17 protein-coding genes, 1 pseudogene and 1 riboswitch are annotated in these 18716 nt (G+C 27.5%); of the genes and pseudogenes, 15 read left to right on the top strand and 3 right to left on the bottom strand.

Annotated elements, in window-relative coordinates; translation table 11 throughout:
• Positions 1 to 14: 14 nt before the first annotated feature.
• The 5 genes from KGF38_RS00780 to KGF38_RS00760 all read left to right on the top strand — a co-directional run bounded on the left by KGF38_RS00780 (position 15) and on the right by KGF38_RS00760 (position 3849).
• Entirely contained in the window at positions 15 to 1922 is a 1908-nt protein-coding gene (locus KGF38_RS00780) for a BglG family transcription antiterminator (protein WP_074179902.1), read from the top strand.
• Positions 1912 to 2361, top strand: coding sequence for a PTS sugar transporter subunit IIA (locus tag KGF38_RS00775; RefSeq protein WP_074179901.1), 450 nt, complete (start codon positions 1912 to 1914; stop codon positions 2359 to 2361). The genes KGF38_RS00780 and KGF38_RS00775 overlap by 11 nt, the downstream gene beginning before the upstream one ends.
• Before the next feature lie 73 nt (positions 2362 to 2434).
• A complete protein-coding gene (locus KGF38_RS00770; protein WP_054271607.1) occupies positions 2435 to 2662 on the top strand; it encodes a hypothetical protein in 228 nt (75 codons plus the stop codon).
• A 29-nt stretch (positions 2663 to 2691) separates the two neighbouring features.
• Positions 2692 to 3468: a nitroreductase family protein gene (locus KGF38_RS00765; protein ID WP_074179900.1), complete on the top strand. Its 777-nt coding sequence runs from the start codon at positions 2692 to 2694 to the stop codon at positions 3466 to 3468.
• Between the two features lie 15 nt (positions 3469 to 3483).
• On the top strand, positions 3484 to 3849 hold the full coding sequence (locus tag KGF38_RS00760) for an ArsR/SmtB family transcription factor (protein WP_054271605.1): 366 nt from the start codon (positions 3484 to 3486) through the stop codon (positions 3847 to 3849).
• A 164-nt stretch (positions 3850 to 4013) separates the two neighbouring features.
• On the opposite strand, the gene KGF38_RS00755 is transcribed toward KGF38_RS00760, so the two are convergent.
• The gene (locus tag KGF38_RS00755) at positions 4014 to 4763 is read right to left on the bottom strand and encodes an EFR1 family ferrodoxin (RefSeq protein ID WP_227832075.1); all 750 of its coding nucleotides are present in this window, start codon (positions 4761 to 4763) and stop codon (positions 4014 to 4016) included.
• Between the two features lie 362 nt (positions 4764 to 5125).
• On the opposite strand from KGF38_RS00755, the gene licT reads away from it, so the two are divergent.
• The 3 genes from licT (at position 5126) to KGF38_RS00740 (ending at position 9569) form a co-directional block, all read left to right on the top strand.
• Positions 5126 to 5968 carry a BglG family transcription antiterminator LicT gene (licT, locus tag KGF38_RS00750; RefSeq protein WP_074179899.1) on the top strand — a complete coding sequence of 281 codons (843 nt, stop codon included), beginning with the start codon at positions 5126 to 5128 and terminating at the stop codon, positions 5966 to 5968.
• 147 nt (positions 5969 to 6115) lie between these two features.
• Entirely contained in the window at positions 6116 to 8044 is a 1929-nt protein-coding gene (locus KGF38_RS00745; protein ID WP_227832074.1) for a beta-glucoside-specific PTS transporter subunit IIABC, read from the top strand.
• A 97-nt stretch (positions 8045 to 8141) separates the two neighbouring features.
• Positions 8142 to 9569, top strand: coding sequence for a 6-phospho-beta-glucosidase (locus tag KGF38_RS00740; RefSeq protein WP_167639899.1), 1428 nt, complete (start codon positions 8142 to 8144; stop codon positions 9567 to 9569).
• A 361-nt stretch (positions 9570 to 9930) separates the two neighbouring features.
• Here the strand turns inward: KGF38_RS00740 and KGF38_RS00735 are convergent, their stop codons facing one another.
• Positions 9931 to 10047 carry a hypothetical protein gene (locus KGF38_RS00735; protein WP_227832104.1) on the bottom strand — a complete coding sequence of 39 codons (117 nt, stop codon included), beginning with the start codon at positions 10045 to 10047 and terminating at the stop codon, positions 9931 to 9933.
• 90 nt (positions 10048 to 10137) lie between these two features.
• Between KGF38_RS00735 and KGF38_RS00730 the strand changes: the two genes are divergently transcribed.
• Together KGF38_RS00730 and KGF38_RS00725 are read left to right on the top strand one after the other, a co-directional pair.
• Complete coding sequence (locus KGF38_RS00730; protein ID WP_227832073.1) at positions 10138 to 10413, top strand: hypothetical protein; 276 nt, start codon at positions 10138 to 10140, stop codon at positions 10411 to 10413.
• A 230-nt stretch (positions 10414 to 10643) separates the two neighbouring features.
• A complete protein-coding gene (locus KGF38_RS00725; protein WP_227832072.1) occupies positions 10644 to 13466 on the top strand; it encodes a DEAD/DEAH box helicase in 2823 nt (940 codons plus the stop codon).
• Between the two features lie 18 nt (positions 13467 to 13484).
• On the opposite strand, the gene KGF38_RS00720 is transcribed toward KGF38_RS00725, so the two are convergent.
• A complete protein-coding gene (locus KGF38_RS00720; RefSeq protein ID WP_054271589.1) occupies positions 13485 to 13874 on the bottom strand; it encodes a (deoxy)nucleoside triphosphate pyrophosphohydrolase in 390 nt (129 codons plus the stop codon).
• Between the two features lie 477 nt (positions 13875 to 14351).
• Here KGF38_RS00720 and KGF38_RS20535 point away from each other — a divergent pair.
• The 5 genes and pseudogenes from KGF38_RS20535 to KGF38_RS00700 all read left to right on the top strand — a co-directional run.
• Positions 14352 to 14534, top strand: a pseudogene (locus tag KGF38_RS20535) (helix-turn-helix transcriptional regulator); the annotation flags it as partial.
• Positions 14535 to 14561: 27 nt separating this feature from the next.
• Positions 14562 to 14777, top strand: coding sequence for an AbrB/MazE/SpoVT family DNA-binding domain-containing protein (locus KGF38_RS20530; RefSeq protein WP_413926740.1), 216 nt, complete (start codon positions 14562 to 14564; stop codon positions 14775 to 14777).
• 32 nt (positions 14778 to 14809) lie between these two features.
• On the top strand, positions 14810 to 15985 hold the full coding sequence (locus tag KGF38_RS00710; protein WP_227832071.1) for a macrolide family glycosyltransferase: 1176 nt from the start codon (positions 14810 to 14812) through the stop codon (positions 15983 to 15985).
• 292 nt (positions 15986 to 16277) lie between these two features.
• A complete protein-coding gene (locus KGF38_RS00705; protein WP_074179890.1) occupies positions 16278 to 16679 on the top strand; it encodes a DUF3139 domain-containing protein in 402 nt (133 codons plus the stop codon).
• Between the two features lie 314 nt (positions 16680 to 16993).
• Positions 16994 to 17173: riboswitch (Lysine riboswitch) on the top strand.
• A 146-nt stretch (positions 17174 to 17319) separates the two neighbouring features.
• Positions 17320 to 18711 carry a YfcC family protein gene (locus KGF38_RS00700; RefSeq protein WP_054271585.1) on the top strand — a complete coding sequence of 464 codons (1392 nt, stop codon included), beginning with the start codon at positions 17320 to 17322 and terminating at the stop codon, positions 18709 to 18711.
• The last annotated feature ends 5 nt before the right edge of the window (positions 18712 to 18716 follow it).

The following is an 18716-nucleotide window of genomic DNA, read 5'->3' as shown; positions in this document are numbered from 1 at the left end:
TAGGGGGCATAAGTATGCTTGTATCAAGACAAATTGAATTTCTTAAATTGATATTAAATGAAAATGAATATAGACCTATAAAATACTTTAAAGATAAATTAAATGTATCAGATAAAACATTACAGAAAGATTTGAAGGTTATTGAGGTATATTTAGAAACTTTTAATATAAAAATTGATATAAAAAGAGGTTGTGGAATATTAATAGAAGCTTCAGCAAAGAACAATATAGACCTAATTAATAGTTTAAATATACAACCAAAAGGAAATAAATCTTTATCAGTAGAGCAAAGAAGAATGGAAATTTTAAAATATCTATTATTAAATTCAAGTAATATAACTTCAATAAATCAGTTATCGGATAAATATTATGTAAGTAAAACCTCTATAGTAAATGATTTTAAATATATAGAGGAATGGATAAAGGAATATAATTTAAAACTTAATAAAACCCTAGAGGGAACTAAAATTATAGGTAAAGAAGTGGATATAAGGAAATCGATTGCTAAGATGGTGGACGACTTATTAGATGAAAATTATGAACAGCATGATATATCTGAGTTAACAAGATTAGATTCTGCCACATTTAGTGCATTGATAAATTTATTTGATATTGATTCCATTATATTTGTAGAAACTATAATTACAGAATTGGAAGATAATTTAGGATATGTTATAAGTCAGCCCTACTATATAAATTTAATTACACATATACTTATATGTTTAAAGAGAGTTGAAGAAGGTAATCAAATAGAGTTTCAGGAGGAAAAGGAAGTTTCTATATGTAATTTAGATGAGTTAGTATATGAAAAGGTAACTACACTTATAGGAAAAATAGAAAATAGATATAGAGTAAAAATAACTAAAGATGAAATTAAATATATTTATATATATTTAGTATCATCTGGATTTAGTAGCGAAAGTAATAAGAGTAGCAATGATGAATCAGAGATATTAAGTGATAGTGAAAAAGTATCATCTATAATGATAGAGAATATGTCACAGTTTTTAAATATAAATCTTAGAGATGATGAATTATTACAAAAAAGTCTAGCATCTCATGTAAGACACATGTTAAACAGATTAAGATATGATATCCAAATAAAAAACCCATTATTAGAAGAGATACAAGAGCGATTTTCAGATGTATTGGGGTTGTGTATGATGACTTTAAATATTATGACAGAGTATTATAATTTAAAAAATATTAGTATAGATGAAGTTTCATATCTAGCTACATATTTTCAAGCAGCTATAGAAAGAAATATGAGTGATAAAAGAGTAATAGTAGTTTGTAATACAGGGTATGGAACATCTCAGCTTCTTGCGGCTAGATTAAAAAGAGAATTTCCTGAGTGGACTATAGTTGATATAATCCCTATGCATCAATTGAATAAGCGAAATTTAGATGATGTAGATTTTGTAATATCTACTGTAAATTTAGACTTGAAAGACAAATTACATATAGTTGTATCAGTACTATTAATGGAAAGTGACATTAATAATATAAAAAATGCTCTACTTAATAAACCTCAAAATAACAAAGACTTAGATACAAACTTATTAGGAGTATATTTAAAAGATAATATATATTTTAATTCTGATATAAGTCAGATGAAAAGTCTAATAGGTATGAATTTAAGTAGTAAATATGAATCTATCTCATTAGGAAAAGATTTAAATATATATATATGCAATCAAAGCAAAGTAAATAGAGGAATAATGAATGTCAATAATGTTAATAGAACGATTAATCTTTATTTAGAAACTAGTAATCGTAGCTTTTTAAAGCATATTCTGATTGAAGTATCAAATCTATATAGGCAAAAGAACTATATAAATTATATAATAGATTGTGAGAGAAAAGAGGATATCAAAATATTATTTAATAACAATGTACTGGAGAAAATAAATGGAAATTAGAGATATATTAAGCGAAGAAAGTATTATCTTAGACTTAAAATCAACTACAAAAGAAGGCATAATACAAGAATTAGTAGATAAATTATACGATGAAGGAAGTATAACTTCAAAAAGTAAGTTCATAAAGGCACTAAAGCATAGAGAAAAAATAGGCTCTACAAGTATAGGTTATCAGATGGCGATGCCACATGGAAAAACAAAGTATGTAAAGAAAGCATCTGTGGTAATAGGTAAATCTAGAGAAGGTGTAGATTGGCCAAGTATAGATGGGTTGCCTGTAAAAATAATAATTATGTTTTCTATGCCACAATCTGAAGGAAATGAAGATATAATATTAATATCTAAAATATCTTATATTTTAGGTGGTAAAGATATAAGTAAAAAGCTTTTAAATGCACATACTAAAAAAGAAATATTAGATGTGCTTTATGAAGCGTAGATATTGTATAAACTAGAGATTTGAATTTACCTTGGGGTATTGAATTAATCTAAAAAAATCTAGTGAAATCTACATGGATTATAATCTTTATAAAAGATATATTTATTTAAAATGTGCATCTGATTGGGGATGTGCTTTTTTGTTATTTGTTATAACTACAAATAAAAGAAAGTTATTATATGAAAACCATAATACTTTAAAATCTATAAAAAGATTGTGTAATATAGATGGTAAAAATTTAATGGTAATCAAATTCTTTACCAATGAATATAAAAAATATCTACGTGTTATAATAGTTTAAACTAATGAACGAAAGGTAGATAAAAGCATATGAGATATAAGCATATAATTGAAGTTAATAAAGAACTCTGTATTGGATGTGGACTTTGTAAAAATGATTGTCCAGTAAATAATATAGATATAAAAAATAAAAAATCAGTAATAAAAAATCAAGATTGTCTAATGTGTGGACATTGTTCAGCAATCTGTCCAAAAGAAGCTATTACACTAACAGGATTTAATGACCCACCAATAGAACTTACAAAGAAGCCAAATCTGGACCCAGATGAATTGCTAATGGCAATAAAATCAAGAAGAAGTATTCGTAAGTTTAAAGATAAAGATGTTTCTTCAGAGATTGTAAAGCAAATTATAGAAGCAGGTAGATATACACCTAGTGCTAAAAATTCACAAGATGTTTCATATATTGTTTTGGATAATAAAAAATCAATATATGAGAAGGAAGCAGTAAAGTTTTTTAGAAAAATAAAACCTATTGCAAATATTACTGTTAAACATTCAAAGGAAGTCTCGATTGATGATAACTTTTTTTTCAAGAATGCTCCTATTGCAATAATGATAGTTACAAAAGATAAGATTAGTGGTTCACTTGCAGCATCAAATATGGCACTAATGGCAGAATCTTATGGATTAGGAGTTTTATTTAGTGGATATTTTTCAGATGTAGCAAATAATTCACCAAAGTTAAAAAAACTTTTAGGTCTAAAACATAGGGCTCATGTACTTACAACACTAGTGATTGGATATCCAGATGTTAAATATAGACGTACTGCACAAAAAGAACCAGCAAATGTTAGATACTTATAAGAGGTGGAGGATTTTATGGAAAAAGAATGTCAGCAAAGAATGCAAGAAATAACATCTAGATTTAAAGAATGTCGCAAAGCTATCTCTGCTATGGGTGATGAAACTAGACAGTTAATTTTAATTACGCTTTTAGAGAGTGATTTTAATGGAATACGGGTGGGCGAGATTACAGAAAAAACACATCTTTCTCGTCCTGCTGTATCTCATCATCTTAAAATATTGAAAGAAGCAGAAATTGTTAATGTACGTAGAGAAGGAACAAAAAACTATTATTATCTTGATTCAAAAAAATCACAATGGAAATCACTAACAGAACTAATAAATCTTATATTTATTGGGATACAACATATTGGTGAAAATGATATAAGAAAAGGTGAGTAAAATAATTTAACAAAAAGGGAGTATCTCAAAATCAACTTTTTAGTTCATGAGGTTCTCTTTTTTGTATGAAATCAAATATATTTCTATGATTTTAACAATGAAAAAGGGGCTTATCTCAATTTTGAGACTGCCCCTTTTATAATGGTTTAAATAGCAAAAATATATTATTCTAAATAGTATCTTTCTTTATTCTGAGTATTATTTTTATACTCAATAGCTTCAGTAGGGCAACCGCAAATACATGCCATACAATGAGTACAGTTATTTCCCCAATCTGGTTTTTGATTTTTTAAGTTAATATTATTTAAAGGACATAGTTCTACACATTTTCCACAACCAATACATTTATCAGTATAGTGAAATCCTTTAGCATTAATAATCATTTTATAAAAAACTATATTTGTTATCCCACTTTTAATTGTACCTCCTAAACCACTAGGGGTAATGATTTCAAATTCATTTTCATTATTTATATCAGAAATAATTTTATATATTTGTTTATCTGCTTCTTTAATAATTTGTTTTGATGTTTCTTTATCTGGTGTAGGAAATAAAGCTATATAGTTTTCTGGCATTTTAATTTCTGCCATACCTTTTAGTTGCCAATCTTTATATTCACACAATTTTTTAATATAGTTTATGGATTTTGCTGTATCACCACCACAAGTCATTATAAAGTAAACTTTTTTGTTTCCCAAAAACTTTGTTTTTTTTATAAAATCTGTAACAACTACTGGTAATCTCCATGCATAAGTAGGGCATACGAATATGAATGGCTTGTTTGTTGATATTAAGTCATCTGTTTTTTCTTCTTTTATAAGTTGATTTAATGATATTAACTCATCGCTTAATTCTTGTGCAATTTTGCGAGCTATATATCGGCTATTGCCAGTACCACTAAAATATAAAATCATAATTATATCTCCCTAACTATTTTTTATTTTAATTCTTAATACTTTTGTTCTGATAAAGTATTTTATGGATATATTGTATTATAATAAACATAAAATTTACTAGTTAAAGAAATTATAGCACATTAATCGTTCTTATACTTATTGGTAAAGAATTTGATTACCATTAAATAATAGTCATAGAAGATGAAATATATAAAGAAAACGTTGACAAAATATGTCTAATGTTTTATCATAATAATTGGAATTAGGTAGTAATTGTTTAAGTACAAGCTAAGCTTATTCATTAATAATAGCAGTATCCTAGGAAGGAGTATGCCCATTATTATGGATAAGCTTTTTTTATGCTTAAAAGGAGGATAATCATGATAATTAATAAGATATTAAACAATAATGTTGTAATCACATTAGATGAAAATGATGAAGAAATTATCGTCATGGGTAAAGGCATTGGTTATCAAAAACCAAAAGGTAGTCTAATAGATAAAACTAAAGTAAACAAAGTATTTAGAATATCGAACAAAGAAATATCAAATAAGCTACAAGAATTACTTAATAACATTCCTATAGAACACATGAAATTATCAAGTGAAATTATAGAGTATGCACAGACAAAGTTAAACAAGAAGTTAAATGAAAGTATTTATATATCACTAAGTGACCATACATATTCTGCAATTCAAAGAATGAAAGAAGGAATAAACGTAAAAAATGCAATACTTTGGGAAATTAAAAGGTTTTACAAAGAAGAGTTTGAAATTGGAATGAAAGCACTAGACATTATCGAAAGCAAAACAGGTGTAAAATTACCTGAAGATGAAGCTGGCTTTATAGCTTTTCATATAGTAAATGCCCAGTTAAGTGAAGGTCATACTTTAGCATCTGATATTACAAAGTTAATACAAGAAGTACTTAGCATAGTTAGATATCATTTTAGGATAGAATTTCATGAAGAATCAGTATTTTATTATAGATTTATAATGCATCTTAAATTCTTTGTGCAGAGATTACTTTTAAATAGTGCACATGAAGGTGAGACAGATAAAGAGTTATTAAGTATTATTAAGTCTAAGTACAATAAAGAGTTTGAATGTGTAATCAAGATTAAGAATTTTATTAAAAAACAATATAACTACATATTAACAGATGATGAACTTATATATTTAACTATACATTTAGCTAAAGTAGTTAAAGATTCAAAAATATAAGTTGAATAATCTTGTAGTAGTTTATATAGGAATAACGATTGAAAGGAAGTGATACTAAAAAGATATACCTATGGTTGGATGGTAACATTGAGTTGGCCAAACCTTCAAATTTCAAAAATTTAATTTAAACGAAATATGGAGGAAAAAATGGGAAAATACAAACAATTAGCACAAGACATAGTAAAAAATGTTGGAGGAAAAGAAAATATTAGTGGATTAGTACACTGTATTACGAGATTACGTTTTACATTAAAAGATGAAAGTATAGCAAATGACGATGTGTTGAAAAATATGGAAGGTATTGTTACTGTAATGAAAAGTGGAGGGCAATATCAAGTAGTTATAGGAAATCATGTTGAAGCTGTATATAAAGATGTAGTTGAAATAATTGACTTAGATGACTCAAGTGAAAATTTGGAAACAAAGAAGTCAGGTAGTATGTTGGATAAATGTATAGATATAATATCAGGAATTTTCCAGCCAGTACTAGGAATAATGGCAGCCTGTGGTATGTTAAAAGGTTTTAATGCTTTATTTGTAGCAATGGGACTATATAGTGATGTATCTGGTGTATATCTGGTAATAAATGCAACAGGAGATGCATTATTTACATTTCTTCCTTTATTTTTAGGATATACTTCAGCCAAAAAATTTGGTTTAAAACCAATGTTGGGATTAGCACTAGGAGCTGCAATGTGTTATCCTGCTATACAAGGTAGCAGTATATCAGCAGGTACAGATGCGATGTATACTTTATTTAAAGGGACTATGTTTGCATCACCAGTATATATTGATTTCCTTGGATTACCAATAATATCAATGGATTACACTGGAACAGTTGTACCAATTATATTTATAGTGTATTTTGCATCTAAGTGTGAAAAATTATTTAATAAGTTTATTCCAGACTTAGTTAAGTTCTTCTTTGTACCAATGCTCACATTATTAGTTACATTACCTGTTGCACTTATAGTTATAGGTCCTATAGCAACATTTGGTTCTACACTTATTTCACAAGTTGTACTTTCAGTAAGAGATTTTAGTCCATTATTAGCAGGTGCTATAGTAGGATTTACTTGGCAAATTCTTGTTATTTTTGGTATGCACTGGGGATTTATTCCTGTATATATAAATAATGTTATGACTTTAGGATACGATAATGTTATGATGCCGTTCTTTGCTTGTACATTTGCAAGTTCGGCAGTTGTATTAGCTATATTTTTTAAGACTAAAAATAAGAAATTAAGAGAGATGGCAATACCAAACTTTATATCTGGTATATTTGGAGTTACAGAGCCAGCAATTTATGGGATACTACTACCTTTAAAGAAACCATTTATAATAAGTTGTATTGCTAGTGGTATTGGAGGAGCTTTCTATGGATTCTTTAATCTTAGAAAGTTTATAACTGGAGGGATGGGAATATTCGAACTTCCAGCAATGATTGAACCAGATGGAGGAATGGGCAACTTAATAGTAGCTCTTTCTGGTATAGCTATATCAATGGTTGTAGCTTTTGTATTAACTATGGTTTTATATAAAGATGAGAAAACAGAAGAATCTAAAAAGGTAAACAATAAAGTAGAAGAAGAAACAAAAGGAGTTAAGTCTGTTAAATTAGAAAAAGAGATAATAGCAAGCCCTATAAAAGGAGAAGTATTAAATTTAAGTGATATAGAGGATGCAGCATTTGCATCTGGTGTACTGGGTCAAGGTGTAGCAATAATACCTAGTGATGGAAAAGTAGTTGCACCAGTAGATGGAGTGGTTACGACCTTATTCCCAAGCTTGCATGCTATAGGAATCATTTCAGATGCAGGTGTTGAGGTACTTATTCATATTGGATTAAATACTATTCAATTAGAAGGAAGAGGTTTTAAGGCATATATAAAACAAGGTGACAGGATTACAAAAGGTCAAACAATACTAAAATTTGATATTGATGTAATAAAAGAGTCAGGATATAGTGTTGTAACTCCAATTGTTATTACAAATTCATCGCAGTTTTTAGATGTGGTAGAAACAGAAAGTAAAAATACTGAATTAAAAGATAATCTAATTACAGTTATATTTTAGTAAAAGATTAAGGCATTAATAAAATACTAAGGTATTAATAAAAGACTAAAGTATTAGCATAAGTTAATGCTTTAGTGTAATTTTAGGAGGCTTAACTATGAGTTTTAAAAAAGATTTTCTCTGGGGAGGAGCTACTGCTGCTAATCAATGTGAAGGTGGATATAATGAAGATGGAAGAGGTCTAGCAAATGTAGATGTATGTCCAACAGGAAAAGATAGAACAGCAGTTATTACAGGAAAATTAAAAATGTTTGATTTTGATGATGAACATTATTATCCAGCTCAAACTGGTATTGATATGTACCATAATTATAAAGAAGATATAAAGTTATTTGGTGAAATGGGATTTAAAGTATACAGAATGAGTATTGCATGGAGTAGAATATTCCCAAAAGGTGATGAAGAAACGCCAAATGAAAAGGGTCTTCAATTTTATGAAAATATATTTAATGAATGTAAAAAGTATAATATAGAACCATTAGTTACTATTACACATTTTGATTGTCCTATGCATTTAATTGAAAAGTATGGTGCATGGCGTAATCGAAAGATGATAGGTTTTTATGAGAAACTATGCAATGTAATCTTTAGAAGGTATAAAGGATTAGTGAAGTATTGGTTGACTTTTAATGAAATAAATATGATTTTGCATGCTCCATTTATGGGTGCTGGTATTTGTTTTGAAGAAGGAGAAGATGTTGAAAGGATAAAATATCAAGCTGCCCATCATGAACTTGTGGCTAGTGCGGTCGCAACTAAAATAGCACATGAAGTTGATGAAAATAACTCAGTTGGATGTATGTTTGCAGCTGGAAGTGTATATCCTTATAGTTGTAATCCTAATGATGTATGGGAAGCTACGAAGCTAGATAGAGAAAACTATTTTTTTATAGATGTACAATCTAGAGGAAAATATCCTAATTATGCCTTAAAGTATATGGAACAAAAAGGTATTACACCAGAAATGGAACCTGGTGATATTGAATTATTAAATAAACACACTGTAGATTTTATTGCATTCTCATATTATAATAGCCGTTGTGTTAGAACTGATAAAAGTGTAGATGATGTAGCTGAAGGAAATATATTTACATCTGCTAAAAATCCATATCTTTCATATAGTCAATGGGGATGGCCAATTGACCCACTAGGTCTAAGAATTACGTTAAATCATGTATATGATAGATATGAAAAGCCATTATTTATTGTAGAAAATGGATTAGGAGCTAAAGATATAGCTGATGAAAATGGTTACGTAGAAGATGATTATAGAATCGATTATTTAAGAGAACATATAAAAGCTATGTATGATGCAGTTTCTATAGATGGAGTAGATTTACTAGGATATACTATGTGGGGTCCTATTGATTTAGTAAGTGCTAGTACGGGTGAAATGGAAAAGCGTTATGGATTTATATATGTAGATAGAGATAATAGTGGTAATGGAAGTTTGAAAAGAAGTAAAAAGAAAAGTTTTGAATGGTATAAGAAAGTAATTGCTTCAAATGGTGAAGATTTAGATTAAATAAAAAAATATGAAACTAATAATGGGCATAATTTTTTAGTTTTGTATCGACTATTTAAACTCGCAAAAATGAACTGGATAAATAACTTATAATTATTATGTTAGATTGATTGAGATGAAAATTCATTTTAATAGACATAAAAAGTCATGAAAATAGAGTTAAATTAAAATGTACCCTATAGAGTAGATATATAATGTCTATTTTGTAGGGTATTTTTAAAGATTCAAAAGATGAAATAGATTAGTATGTTTATGACTATAATAATTAAAAGAATTAATGAGTACAAAAAAGATGGTTCCTACTCAATATAGGAATCATCTAATTAATGTTGTATAGATTTAAAAAAATTGTTTTTGATATTTATTTCTTACTTTGTTGTAGGCAAATATCTATACAATTACTTAGCCATTTAATTTGACCTTCTTCTCTTATAATCGCCCCATCTAATACAAGATAATCACCAAAAAAATTAGGAATTTCAGCATGAGCATCTTTTCAAAATTTATAATATAAATATGAATTGAGGTACTTCGTAAAACTAATATAAATGAGTGATAAATAATTAAGATGATAGTGAATAAAGAGCTAATTATTGATTGTTTAAAATCCAAGCAAGAAAGTATCATAAGTAATATTAGAAGTCTAGTTGAAATACCATTAATTAGAGACCAAAGTACAGTAGATATAAATCAGCTGTTTGGGATAGAAATAAAAAAAGCATTTGATAAGTTTATGCAAATAGTAAAATATAAAAATTTTGTTGTAAAAGATTTTGATAGATATGTAATCCACATAGAATATGAAGAAGGTGAAAAGGTGTTAATGATAATAAAGAGCCTTTAGTAGGAATTTTATATGCATTACTTATATTAAAGAAAACTTAATATAAAACCAAAGATAAAGATTAGATTAATAGATATAGAGACATACAAATTATATTAGTTTGTATAGTTTTATTTATTTAATAGGTATGGTATGTCTAATAATTAAGTAGCTATACAAGTGAAAATAAGGATTCTTCTATATTTTTATGATATAATTTAAACATATTTATAACAATTAAGGGGAAAAAGATGCAGGAATCAAAACAACTAATTATAAATTCAAAATATAGTAATTTATTAAATGAACTAAAGAAAAGCTTAAAAGAATGTAAAGCATTTTATTTTAGTGTAGCATTTATAAATTATAGTGGAGTACAGTTGTTGCTAGATACATTTAAAGAGTTAGAAGAAAAAAATGTAAAAGGCAAGATAATAACTACTACATATCTAAATTTTACAGAGCCAAAAGCATTAGAAAAAATAAAAGAATTTAATAATGTAGATATGAAAATATTCATAGCAGATAGAGAAAAAGGTTTTCATACAAAGGTGTACATTTTTGAAAATGCAGACCATTATAAAATTATAATAGGTTCTTCAAATATTACTCAAAGTGCATTAAAAAGCAATATAGAATGGAATGTAAAGATAGTTTCAAAAGAAGATGAACCATTTATAAAAGATGCATTGAAGGAGTATGATAACCTTTGGAAGATGAGTTCAAATCTTAATGATGAAGTGTTACAAAGATATATGTTATTTCTAAATGAAATTAAAAGAACAGAATTAAAAAGAAAAATGGTGTTTGATAATTTTGTACCTATTAGACCTAATAAGATGCAGATAAAAGCTATGGAAAATCTAGAAAGGCTAAGGGTTCATGGAGAAAACAAAGCTTTAGTTATCGCAGCTACTGGGACAGGGAAAACATATATGTCCGCATTTGATGTAATGGAATTTAAACCAAAGAGATTATTATTTATAGTTCATAGGGAAGAAATTTTAAAGAAGTCAAAAGAAACATTTGATAGATTATTAAGAGAAAGAAATTTAAAAACAGGTTTATTTACAGGCAATAAAAAAAACTATGAGGCAAATTATCTATTTGCAACAATACAAACTATGAATAAGCATTATACTGAATTTGAAGAGGATTATTTTAATTATATTATAGTTGATGAAGCTCATCATAGTGCGAGTAAATCATATCTAAATGTTTTGAATTACTTTAAACCTCAGTTTACATTAGGTATGACTGCCACTCCAGAGAGATGTGATAGTTTAAGTGTATTTGAGCTTTTTGATAATAATGTTGCCTTAGAAGTTAGATTGCATGAAGCACTTGAAGAAGATTTAGTAATACCATTTCATTACTTTGGTATAACAGATATTGAAGGTGTAGATTTAGAGGGTATTAATTTAGATGATACATCAGAGTTGGCTAAACGTTTAATGATACATAAAAGAGTGGATTTTATTATTGAAAAAATGAAATTTTATGGACATGATGGACAGTTTAGAAAATTATTAGGATTCTGTGTAAATATAGAACATGCAAGATATATGGCTGAAGAGTTTAAGAAAAGAGGTATAAATAGTGTTGCACTTTGTGGCGAGGATTCTATTGATAAAAGACAAGAATACATTGAACTACTAGAAAGTAATAAGGATAGCTTACAGGCTATATTTACTGTTGATATTTTTAATGAAGGTGTTGACATACCTTCTGTAAATACAATTTTAATGTTACGACCTACTGCATCTCCTATAATATTTATTCAACAATTAGGGAGAGGACTTAGAAAAAGTGGAGATAAAGAATTTCTAACAGTACTTGATTTTATAGGAAATCATAATAAGACATTTTTAATAGCTATAGCTTTAAATGGTGCAAGATATTATGATAAGGATAGTATAAAAGTAGCTGTAAGTACTGATTTTGCTAATATACCAGGATGTACTCATATTCAAATTGATGAGATTTCCAAGGAAAGGATTCTAACACAAATTGATAGAGAAAATTTCAGGTCAGCACAATATTTGAGAGAAGAGTATAATCAGTTCAAAATCTTATGTGGAGGAAAAGTACCATATTTGTTATTAGATTATATAAAATTTGATGGCTCACCAGACCCAGTTAAGTTTATAGATAAAGATGGGACCTATTTAAGTTTTGTAGGTAAAACAGAAAAGGATGATAGTATTAAAACTTTATTAATGGATGAAGATTTTGAAAAAATATTAAGAGAATTAAATACTAGTCTGCCTTTAAAAAGAATAAATGAATTTATTATACTTAAATATTTATTAAATCATGATAGTATTAGCATAGAAATGGCAAGTAATGAAATATTGAAGTATATTAATAAAGTAGACCAGGATAGTATAATTCACGCTTTTGAATGTTTAAATCATCAATATTGTGATTCATCAATGATAAAAAGTAAGATTAAACTAATAGAGTATAAAGGTGATAATTTATATAGAAGTAGTATATTTACACAAATAATTAGTGATAAAAAATATAGAAAATATATAGAGGATGCTATTACTTATGGGATTATTAGATATGAAAAAGAGTTCAAAGAAGATTACTATGGAGTACCATTCTTAAAGTTATATGAACAGTATAAAATGATTGATATAGCATTACTTTCTAATTATAGAAAGATTCATTCTTCATTTAGGGGTAGTGGACTTTTAACTAATGGGAATGAATATTTTCTGTTTATTGATTTGCATAAGGAAGAAGGAATAGATGAAAGAATAAACTATAAGGATAAATTTTTAAATCAAAATTATTTTCAGTGGCAATCTCCAAATTCTACACGACAGCTGACTGATAGAGGTAAGAATTTAATTCATAATAAAGATAGAAAAGTTAACTTACATTTATTTGTGAGAAAATATAAAGAAATAGATAAGAAGGCACAGCCATATATTTATATAGGTAAGGGTGACACTGTAGAATACAATGGGGAGAAACCTATAACAATGAAAATAAAACTTCATCAAGAGGTTCCTGTTAAAATATATAGAGAATTTATAAAAAAAGTAGAGATAATGAAATAGGGATATATTAATATATCTCTATTTCATTATCTCTTTTACAATAGGGATATCTGCAGGAGCCCATACTAAAGAGCTTAAGTTTTCCTTTCTAAGGTAAATTAATTTAGAGTGTTCATTAGGTGTAGGAAACTCTTTTATTAACGAACATTTTATACCAATTAAGTTTACTATAATTTTTTCATATTCATGAGTGTTTTCAGCAAATACAATGTCTGCTTTCACTTTACAACTTAATTCTTCTTGTATTTCTCTTTCTATTGCATCAAATAAAGATTCTCCTTCTTTAACTTTTCCACCTGGAAATTCCCAGTGATTTGGTAGAGACATATCTGGAGCTCTAAGAGCGCATAGAATTTCATTATTCTTATTTTCTATAATTGCAGCAACCACTTTTATTGTTTTTTTCAATGAAATCACCTCATAAAATAAAATACCATAATTAATAAATTTAAACAAATTTAAAATTATAAAGTTAATTATAGGGACGATAGTATATAAGCTTCGTGAGGGATTTACTTATTTGACCTAAATTCAGAATAGTATAATTGGATAGTAATCACATTAATATTTTTTATATTTATTGGTAAAGAATTTGATTACCATTAAATTTGAAAATTATTTAGAATTAAATTTAGTATGGTTTAAATAGTGTAATTGAAAATAGAGGCTGTATATATTTTTATTTATTGAACTTTTATAAATAGAAGATGCCATTTTAGATAAATTAAAGATTGTATCTATTAATTATAAATTTTCTTATAATATATTTATTAAAGGGTAAATGTGTACAAGAGAAATGTATATCAATATATACATAAATGTTAAAATTAGTTGATAGAATTTAAATAATAAATTTAGTACGATAAATATAGGAGATATTAAAATATGCTTAATACAAATTTGAAAAGACTAAGAAAAATTCATCAGTATACGCAAGAGGATTTAGCTGAAAAACTTAATATATCTAGACAATCAGTAGCAAAATGGGAAAGTGGAGAATCCACTCCTGATATAGATAGTTGTATTAAACTTGCAAAATTGTACAATGTCAAACTAGATGATTTAGTCAATCATTCAGAAGAAAAAACGGGTATTATAATACCACCTAAAGGAAAATTTTTCTTTGGAGCTGTTATAGTTGGAGAAGGTGGTCAGATTGTTATTCCAAAAGAAGCAAGAGATATATTTAATATAAATACAGGAGATAAATTATTGATACTTGGAGATGAAGAAAGAGGACTAGGAATTGTTCATCAACGTGATTTGGTAAATTTTATAGGTCATATGGGAGTAACAAATAACGAAGAATAATTTTAGAAAAATTATAAAAGGATGGATAAAATATGAGTAAAATAGTTTTTTTCAGCATTCCTGCATATGGTCATACTAATCCAACCATTGAAGTAGTTCGTGAATTAGTAGATAGAGGGAATGAAGTATTGTATTATTCTTTTAATGAATTTAAAGATAAAATTGAAGATACTGGAGCAAAATTTATTAGTTGTGATAAATATCTCCCAGAATTACGTCCTGAAGATGAGAAAAAAATTGGCAAGGATTTCTCTGGGTTAATTGAGATGATAGCAGACACTACAATATCTTTAGATGAAAAAGTATGTAGAGAACTTAAAGTTTTTAATCCAAATTGTATTGTATCAGACTCATTAAGCTTTTGGGGAAAGTTATTTGCACAAAAACTTAATATTCCATATATATGCTCTACAACAACTTTTGCATTTAATAAACATACAGCAAAAATGATGAAGCAAAGTTTTATGGAAGTTGTTCATATGTTTTTGGGGATGAGACGTATTAATAAAAAAATAAAGCTCTTACAAAGAAAGGGATATTATGTAAAAAACTTTGTTTCTATGATTTCTAATGATAATGATACAAATACTATTGTATATACATCAAAAGAATTTCAGCCAATGTCAGAAACTTTTTCCAGTAAATATTCTTTTGTAGGGCCATCAGTATCAAAGTTGATTGTTAAGCCTAAAGATAAAAAGAGAAAACTTATATATATTTCACTTGGTACGATTAATAATAAAAATGTTAATTTTTATGAAAACTGTATAAAAGCATTTAAAGATTGTGATGTTGATATAATTATGTCTGTTGGTAGAGATACTGACATTAAAAGTTTAGGGAATATACCAAATAACTTTGAAGTTAAAAATAGTGTTGAACAGATTGCTATACTTCAAGAAGCTGATGTGTTTATCACTCATTGTGGTATGAATAGTGTAAATGAAAGTTTATATTATGGGGTACCTATGGTCTTATTTCCACAACATTCAGAGCAGAGAATGGTAGCTAATAGAGTTGCTTATTTAGGTGCAGGACTGATGTTAAAAGAAAATAGGTCAAAAAATATTAAAGATACTGTATTTAAAGTTATGAATGATAATGGATACAAAGAAGAGGCAATTAAACTATCAAAAAGCTTTTATAATGCAGGTGGTTCAAATAAGGCAGCTGATGTAATATTACAGCTTATAAAGTCATATTGCTGAATATATAAATTTAGAAGCTAATATGATACTTATTATGTTAATTGAAATATTGCAATAGATATTCTAAAACAAATACTTGTGAAATTTTTATAATAATGAAATAAAACTACATGGAAAGTAGGAAATATATATACTACTTAATAAAAATACTGACAGTAGGGCCTTTTAACCTACCAGTTAGGGCATGTATATTGATACTAAATACGATGGATGTTATATTTTAATAGAAAAATATAACATCTTTTTTTAGTGAATTATAATAGTTTTAAATAATAAAAGAAGGGGAATTAGCATGAGAAAATATAGAATTATTTTAGTAGTATTAATTATAGGTATTGTAGGTATAGCAGGAAGTGTTGTATATAATAACTATTTCAAACCATGGAAGGAGGCTGAGATATATATCAATAAATATATGGTAAAGCAAGGCATTTTGGAAGATGATATAAAGAGTATTACAAAAGAAAAAGCAAAGAAAGCAAGCTATAATGGAATACTGTATAGAGTAAATTATAAAGATGATTCACAATATGAATATCAATATTTTTATAGTGATGATTATTATGCCCTATATGTAAATAAAGTTATGTTACAAATTTATAATGTAGAAAACAATAAGCTTCTAAAAAGTAATGAAGAATTAAAAAGTGTTAAGTATCCACCAATTTATCTTAAAAAAGAATTGAATAAATAGTTGAGGATACAATGGAATGATTTCTTATGGTAATCAATTATTAATAAACATCTAATAAAAATATCCAAAGATTCACTTAATAGAGAAAGTATAATTTGTTACATATAAAAACATATATCTTCAGACTTTAAAAAATTAGATATAAAAATATACTACATTCTTTGAATGTATGTGCAGATATAAAGTTTATTGATGTGGAAAATAAAATTTAATTCTAAGTATATTATATTGAAAATATTTACAATCTCGACATATTATGCTACAATTATTTACAATAAATAAAATTTAATAAGCATTACCTCATCTAATAAAAAGATTGAGGTAGAGGTTGCATTTACTAAGATTAGTATTGAAGAGGTTGGAAACCAATGAAGCAATATAAAAGGAGTAAGTGCCGAAGTGCTAGTGTCCAAAGCTAGTGCTGGGACTGTATTTAATAGGTACAGTACTGTCATCAAATTCATCCCGAATTTTGATGGAGAGCTATCTTAGATAAGATAAAGGGAAGATGTAGGTATATTGTATTTAGCACATTTAGCTCAACATGTATCCATGTTGAGCTTTTTTACATCTATACAAAATAGGATAGAAAAGGGATGCAATAATAAAATATTTTAATTTAAAAGTGGGGAGAATAAAAATGAGCAGTTTAAAAAAGAAGAGGTTTACTATGCCGCAGACACTTACTATAATATTCTTATTAATAGTAGTAATGGCAGTTCTTACTTGGATAGTACCAAGTGGAAATTTTGAAAGGGTAGATATAGACGGAAGGTCAGTTGTTGTAGCTGGAACTTATGAAAAAGCACCATCAAATCCACAAGGTATTACTGATGTATTTTCAGCTCCTATAAATGGATTTATAGATGCAGCTGAAGTAGTTGGATTTGTTTTAATAGTTGGAGGGGCTTTTGGAATAGTTAATAAAACAGGTGCAATAGAAGCCATTATAGCGCACACTGTAAATAAAATGAAGAAGTTTCAATTTTTAATAATACCTATATCTATGATTTTATTTGGTCTTGGTGGTACAACTTTTGGAATGAGTGAAGAAACATTACCTTTTTATATGATATTTATTCCACTTATGACCAGCATGGGATATGATTCATTAACCGCGGTGGCAACAGTATTTATAGGGGCAACAGCTGGATTTGGAGCGGCGACTACTAATCCTTTCTCTGTAGGAATAGCACAGGCATTGTCACAAATAGCACCAGGTTCTGGAATAGAGTTTAGAGTTGTTATGTTTATAATATATATGGCTATATCTATAGCATTTGTTATGATGTATGCTAATAAAGTAAAAAAAGACCCTAAAAAGTCTTTAGTACATGATATATCACTGAATCAAGAATCAATGGTTAATAGTGATACAAACATAAAAGAATTTACAAAAAGAGAAGCCATTGTAATAGCAATTTTCGTAATAGGTATGGGAATTATGATATTTGGTGTTTTAAAATTAGGATGGTATATAGCTGAAATTGCAATGATATTTACAGCCATAGGTATAATATCTGGAATAGCATCAGGGCTTAAGCAAGATGAAATAGTTAATTCATTTATAAGTGGAGCTGGAGATTTAATGACAGCAGGATTATGTATAGCATTTGCACGTGGAATCGTAATAATAGCAGAAAATGGATTTATAATAGATACAATTTTAAATTCTGCGGCAAATTTATTAAATGGATTACCAAAAACTATATTTATAAACTTAACTTTCTTAATAGAAGGATTAATAGCATTTTTAATACCATCAGCATCAGGGCTTGCATCACTTACAATACCTGTACTTGCACCACTTGGAGACTTAGTAGATGTATCTAGACAAATGATAGTTACAGCTTATCAATTTGGGATAGGTGTAACTAACTTAATAACACCTACATCAGGTGTTTTAATGGGAGCACTAGCAGTAGCTAATATTCCTTGGTCAAAGTGGGTTAGATTCATAGTTCCTCTAATGGTAGTATTAACAATTCTTGTAATGGTATTTTTGACAGTAGGATTATATCTAGGATTCTAATAGGA

The sequence above is a fragment of the Clostridioides sp. ZZV14-6387 genome, from assembly GCF_020657835.1.
GTDB classification, from domain to species: Bacteria; Bacillota; Clostridia; order Peptostreptococcales; family Peptostreptococcaceae; genus Clostridioides; species Clostridioides difficile_A.
Note: the sequence above shows the minus strand (reverse complement) of the source record. Positions and strands in the feature narration are given on the sequence as shown.

Excerpts from the sequence above, each read along its gene's own strand:
- KGF38_RS00780 (WP_074179902.1), top strand. The coding sequence starts at position 15 with ATGCTTGTATCAAGACAAATTGAATTTCTTAAATTGATATTAAATGAA.
- KGF38_RS00775 (WP_074179901.1), top strand. The coding sequence starts at position 1,912 with ATGGAAATTAGAGATATATTAAGCGAAGAAAGTATTATCTTAGACTTA.
- KGF38_RS00770 (WP_054271607.1), top strand. The coding sequence starts at position 2,435 with ATGGATTATAATCTTTATAAAAGATATATTTATTTAAAATGTGCATCT.
- KGF38_RS00765 (WP_074179900.1), top strand. The coding sequence starts at position 2,692 with ATGAGATATAAGCATATAATTGAAGTTAATAAAGAACTCTGTATTGGA.
- KGF38_RS00760 (WP_054271605.1), top strand. The coding sequence starts at position 3,484 with ATGGAAAAAGAATGTCAGCAAAGAATGCAAGAAATAACATCTAGATTT.
- KGF38_RS00755 (WP_227832075.1), bottom strand. The coding sequence starts at position 4,763 with ATGATTTTATATTTTAGTGGTACTGGCAATAGCCGATATATAGCTCGC.
- licT (WP_074179899.1), top strand. The coding sequence starts at position 5,126 with ATGATAATTAATAAGATATTAAACAATAATGTTGTAATCACATTAGAT.
- KGF38_RS00745 (WP_227832074.1), top strand. The coding sequence starts at position 6,116 with ATGGGAAAATACAAACAATTAGCACAAGACATAGTAAAAAATGTTGGA.
- KGF38_RS00740 (WP_167639899.1), top strand. The coding sequence starts at position 8,142 with ATGAGTTTTAAAAAAGATTTTCTCTGGGGAGGAGCTACTGCTGCTAAT.
- KGF38_RS00730 (WP_227832073.1), top strand. The coding sequence starts at position 10,138 with ATGATAGTGAATAAAGAGCTAATTATTGATTGTTTAAAATCCAAGCAA.
- KGF38_RS00725 (WP_227832072.1), top strand. The coding sequence starts at position 10,644 with ATGCAGGAATCAAAACAACTAATTATAAATTCAAAATATAGTAATTTA.
- KGF38_RS00710 (WP_227832071.1), top strand. The coding sequence starts at position 14,810 with ATGAGTAAAATAGTTTTTTTCAGCATTCCTGCATATGGTCATACTAAT.
- KGF38_RS00705 (WP_074179890.1), top strand. The coding sequence starts at position 16,278 with ATGAGAAAATATAGAATTATTTTAGTAGTATTAATTATAGGTATTGTA.
- KGF38_RS00700 (WP_054271585.1), top strand. The coding sequence starts at position 17,320 with ATGAGCAGTTTAAAAAAGAAGAGGTTTACTATGCCGCAGACACTTACT.